The sequence below is a fragment of the Kineococcus glutinatus genome (genome assembly GCF_039542765.1).
Taxonomy (GTDB): Bacteria; Actinomycetota; Actinomycetes; order Actinomycetales; family Kineococcaceae; genus Kineococcus_A; species Kineococcus_A glutinatus.
This window is the reverse complement of sequence record NZ_BAABIL010000405.1, coordinates 1-4,503: the sequence shown is the minus strand read 5'-3', so window position 1 is coordinate 4,503 and position 4,503 is coordinate 1. Positions and strand designations below refer to the sequence as shown.

The following is a 4,503-nucleotide window of genomic DNA, read 5'->3' as shown; positions in this document are numbered from 1 at the left end:
CCGTCGCTGTCCGGCTCCCTCGCGGAGGCGGCGCGGCAGCTGCACGTCATGGGCTGAGGTCCGGTTGTCCCCCGGGCAGCTGCTGGCCGTCCTGGAGCTCGTGGGCGTCTTCGCCTTCGCCCTCGACGGGGCGCTGACGGCGATGCGCGCCGCGCACCTGGACCTGTTCGGCGTCGTCGCCCTCGGCGTGGTCACCGCGCTGGGCGGCGGCGCGCTGCGCGACGTGCTGCTGGGCAGCCTGCCACCGGCCAGCTTCTCCGACTGGCGCTACCTGTTCGTCGCCACCTGCGGCGCCCTCGTGGCGTTCTGGGGGCACCCGCTGCTGCGCAGGCTCTCGCGCCCGATCCTGCTCTCCGACACCGCGGGGCTGTCGCTGTTCTGCGTCACCGGTTCCGCCATCGCCCTGGAGGCGGGGGCCGGCCCGGGCCAGGCGGTGCTGCTCGGCGCGGTCAGCGCGATCGGCGGCGGCACGCTGCGCGACGTCCTGGTCCGCCGGGTGCCGACCGTGCTCACCGGCGGCCTGTACGCGGTGCCCGCCCTGCTCGGCGCGACCATCGCCGTCGCGGGGGGCCGGCTCGGTGCCGACGGGCTGCCGCTGGCGCTGGCCGCGGGCGGCTCGTGCGCCGCGCTGCGCCTGCTCGGGCTGCGCTACGGCTGGCACGCCCCCCGCGCCCGGCTCGTCCCCCGGCAGCTGGACGAGCCCGGCGGGGCGTGAGGGACCCGGCCCCCGCGGGGCCGGGGGTGCCGCCGGCGACCCGGCGTACCCGTCAGTCGACGATCTCGCAGACCACCGCGCTGCTCGTGACGGTCGCGCCCACCTCCGCCGCCAGGTTGCGCACCGTCCCCGCGCGGTGGGCCAGCAGCGGCTGCTCCATCTTCATCGCCTCCAGGACGACCACGAGGTCGCCGGCGGCCACCACGTCGCCCTCGGCCACCGCGACCTTGACGATGGTGCCCTGCATGGGGGCGGTGAGCGCGTCGCCGCTGGGCGCCGGGGCCTCGGTGGAGCGCTTGCGGGGGCGGCGGGCGAAGCGGCCGATGGCGGCGCCGGCCTCGCGGATCTGGTCGCTGGCGCCCGTCAGGGTCGCCGGCAGCGACACCTCCAGCCGCTTGCCGCCGACCTCGACGACCACCGTCTCCCGCTGCGGGGCGACGATGCCGCCGGTGTCGTGGCCGCCCTTCCACGGCGCGAGGCTGTTCTCGAACTCCGTCTCGATCCAGCGGGTGTGCACCGAGAACGGCGTCGTGGCCTGCAGCGCCGGCTCCACCGCCGGGTCGCAGGCCGGGTTGAACGCCGGGTCCGTCACCACCGTGCGGTGGAACGGCAGCACCGTGGGGATGCCGTCGACCCGGAACTCCGCCAGCGCCCGGCGCGCCCGCTGCAGCGCCTCCGTGCGGGTGGCGCCGGTCACGACGAGCTTGGCCAGCAGCGAGTCGAACGCGCCGCCGACGACCGTGCCCCGCCGCACGCCCGCGTCGACGCGCACCCCCGGCCCGCCCGGCAGCGTCCACTTGGAGATGCGCCCCGGGGAGGGCAGGAACCCGTTGCCCGGGTCCTCGCCGTTGATGCGGAACTCGATGGAGTGCCCCCGGGCGGGCGGGTCGTCGTAGCCGAGCCGCTCACCGGTCGCGATGCGGAACTGCTCGCGGACGAGGTCGATGCCGGTGACCTCCTCGCTGACGCAGTGCTCCACCTGCAGGCGGGTGTTCACCTCCAGGAAGGCCACCGACCCGTCGGCGGCGACGAGGAACTCGCAGGTCCCCGCCCCGACGTAGCCGGCCTCGCGCAGGATCGCCTTGGACGCGGTGTAGAGCTGCTCCACCTGCGCGTCGGTGAGGAAGGGGGCCGGGGCCTCCTCCACGAGCTTCTGGTGGCGCCGCTGCAGCGTGCAGTCCCGGGTGGACACCACGACCACGTCGCCGTGGGCGTCGGCCAGGCACTGCGTCTCCACGTGCCGCGGCGCGTCCAGGTAGCGCTCCACGAAGCACTCCCCGCGCCCGAAGGCCGCGATGGCCTCGCGCACCGCCGACTCGTAGAGCTCGGTGACCTCCTCGCGCTCGCGGGCCACCTTCAGGCCGCGGCCGCCGCCGCCGAAGGCCGCCTTGATGGCGATGGGCAGGCCGTGGGCGTCGGCGAAGGCCAGGACCTCGGCCGGACCGCTCACCGGGTCCGCCGTGCCCGCCACCAGCGGCGCGCCGGCGCGCTGGGCGATGTGCCGGGCGGAGACCTTGTCGCCGAGGGCGTCGATCGCCGCCGGGGGCGGGCCGATCCACGTCAGCCCCGCGGCGATCACCGCGCGGGCGAAGCCGGAGTTCTCGGCGAGGAAGCCGTACCCCGGGTGCACGGCGTCGGCGCCGGCCCGGGCGGCGACGTCGAGGATCTTGCCGATGTCGAGGTAGGACTCCGCGGCGGTGGTGCCGCCCAGGGCGTACGCCTCGTCGGCGGCCAGCACGTGCAGGGCGTCGCGGTCGGGATCGGCGTAGACGGCCACCGAGGCGATGCCCGCGTCGGTGCACGCCCGGGCGACGCGCACCGCGATCTCACCCCGGTTGGCGATGAGCACCTTGGAGACGGGACCGGTCACGGCCCGCTCGTCTGAGGTCGGGGCGGTCATGCGGTCTCCACGTCGGCAGGTCCTCCAGGAGGGCAGCCGGGGCGGGCTCCCCGGAGGGACGCCGGCCGGGGCGGGGGCGGGGGCGGTCCGGGCGAGGATACTGCCGCATCGGGCGGTGTGCTCACGACGGCGCGTCGCCGGCCGCCGCCCACAGCTGCGTCCAGGACGCGCCGGCCTCGCCGAGCAGCTCGCGCAGCAGCGGCAGCGAGATCCCCACCACCGCGTGCGGGTCGCCCTCCACGCCCCGCACGAACGCGCCGCCCAGGCCGTCCAGGGTGAAGGCACCGGCCACCCGCAGCGGCTCGCCGGTGGCGACGTAGGCGTCCACCTCCTCGTCGGTGAGGTCCGCGAAGTGCACCACCACCGACGCCACCGCGCCCAGCGTCGCGCCGCTGGAGCCCTCCTCGCGGGCGTCGACGAGCCAGTGGCCGGTGTGCAGCACGCCGCTGCGGCCCCGCATCGCCCGCCAGCGCCCGCGGGCCTGCTCGGCGTCGGCGGGCTTGCCGTGCACCTCCCCGCCCAGCTGCAGCACCGAGTCGCAGCCGACGACGAGGGCGTCGGCGGGCAGGTCGTCACGGCCCGCCACCTCCTCCGCCTTGGCCTTGGCCAGCACCAGCGCCACGTCCTCGGCGTCGGTGACGCCGTAGCGGGCCAGCACGGCCGGTTCGTCGACGCCGGAGACGATCACGACGGGTTCGACGCCCGCGGCGCGCAGGGTGGCGAGGCGGGCGGGGGAGGCGGAGGCCAGGACGAGCGTGGGCACGCAGGGCAGTGTGGCAGCCGCGGGGCGCCCCGGATCGGCAGCGCCTCACGCCGGCAGCAGCGCCGCCCGCAGCACCCCCATCCCCACCGAGCCGACGTCCAGGGCGCGGCGGTGGAACGCCATCAGGTCGAAGTCGGCGCCCTCGGCGGCGCGCACCTCCTCCCGCAGCGCCGTCCACAGCCGCTCGCCGACCTTGTACGACGGCGCCTGCCCGGGCCAGCCGAGGTAGCGGTGCAGCTCGAAGCGCAGCACCGCCTCCTCCATCGACGCCGTCGAGCGCAGGTAGCGCCACGCCGCGTCGTAGTCCCACGCCCCGCCGCCCACCTCGGCCGGTGCCGGGAAGCCGCAGTGCACGCCGATGTCCACCACGACCCGCCCGGCCCGCAGCAGCTGCCCCTCCAGCATCCCGAGGACCTCGCCCGGACCGTGCAGGTGGCCCAGCTCCTGCATCAGCCGCTCCGCGTACAGCGCCCAGCCCTCCCCGTGCCCGGACACCCACGTGCCGTGCCGGCGCCAGCGGTTGAGCACGTCCGAGCGCACCGCCACCTGCCCGACCTGCAGGTGGTGGCCGGGCACGCCCTCGTGGTGCACGGTGGTGGCCTCCCGCCACGTCGTGAACCGCGTGACGCCCTCGGGCACCGCCCACCACATCCGGCCCGGGCGGCTGAAGTCCTCGCTGGGACCGGTGTAGTAGATGCCGCCGCTCGTCGTCGGCGCGATCCGGCACTCCAGGCGGCGGATCTGCTCGGGGACGTCGAAGTGGGTGCCGGCCAGCGCGGCCACCGTCGCGTCGGAACGCTCCTGCATCCAGGCGCGGAACGCCTCGACGCCCTCCACGGTGAGCGCCGGGTCGGCGTCCAGCGCCGCCACGGCCTCGGCCACGCCGCCGCCGGGCACGACCTCGGCCGCGACCCGGCGCATCTCCTCCCGCAGCCGGGCCACCTCCTCCTGCCCCCACGCGTACGTCTCGGCCAGGTCGACCGCGGCACCCACGAACCAGCGCGACCACAGCGCGTAGCGCTCGGGGCCGACGCCGTCGGCGGCGGGCGCCAGGGGCAGCAGCTCCGTGCGCAGGGTGCCCGCCAGCGCGGTGTAGGCGGCGGCCGCGGCCCGCCCCGCGCCGGC

4 protein-coding genes are annotated in these 4,503 nt (G+C 76.8%); 1 reads left to right on the top strand and 3 read right to left on the bottom strand.

The window, feature by feature from the left end; genetic code table 11:
* The first annotated feature begins 100 nt into the window (after nt 1–100).
* Complete coding sequence (locus ABEB16_RS14700; protein ID WP_345712984.1) at nt 101–715, top strand: trimeric intracellular cation channel family protein; 615 nt, start codon at nt 101–103, stop codon at nt 713–715.
* A gap of 52 nt (nt 716–767) precedes the next feature.
* On the opposite strand, the gene ABEB16_RS14695 is transcribed toward ABEB16_RS14700, so the two are convergent.
* The 3 genes from ABEB16_RS14695 to ABEB16_RS14685 form a co-directional block, all read right to left on the bottom strand.
* Complete coding sequence (locus ABEB16_RS14695; protein ID WP_345712983.1) at nt 768–2,615, bottom strand: acetyl/propionyl/methylcrotonyl-CoA carboxylase subunit alpha; 1,848 nt, start codon at nt 2,613–2,615, stop codon at nt 768–770.
* Between the two features lie 121 nt (nt 2,616–2,736).
* Complete coding sequence (locus ABEB16_RS14690; RefSeq protein WP_345712982.1) at nt 2,737–3,378, bottom strand: Maf family protein; 642 nt, start codon at nt 3,376–3,378, stop codon at nt 2,737–2,739.
* Between the two features lie 45 nt (nt 3,379–3,423).
* The coding region (locus ABEB16_RS14685; RefSeq protein WP_345712981.1) for a DUF885 domain-containing protein at nt 3,424–4,503 on the bottom strand (1,080 nt) is incomplete at its 5' end.

Excerpts from the sequence above, each read along its gene's own strand:
- ABEB16_RS14695 (WP_345712983.1), bottom strand. The coding sequence starts at position 2,615 with ATGACCGCCCCGACCTCAGACGAGCGGGCCGTGACCGGTCCCGTCTCC.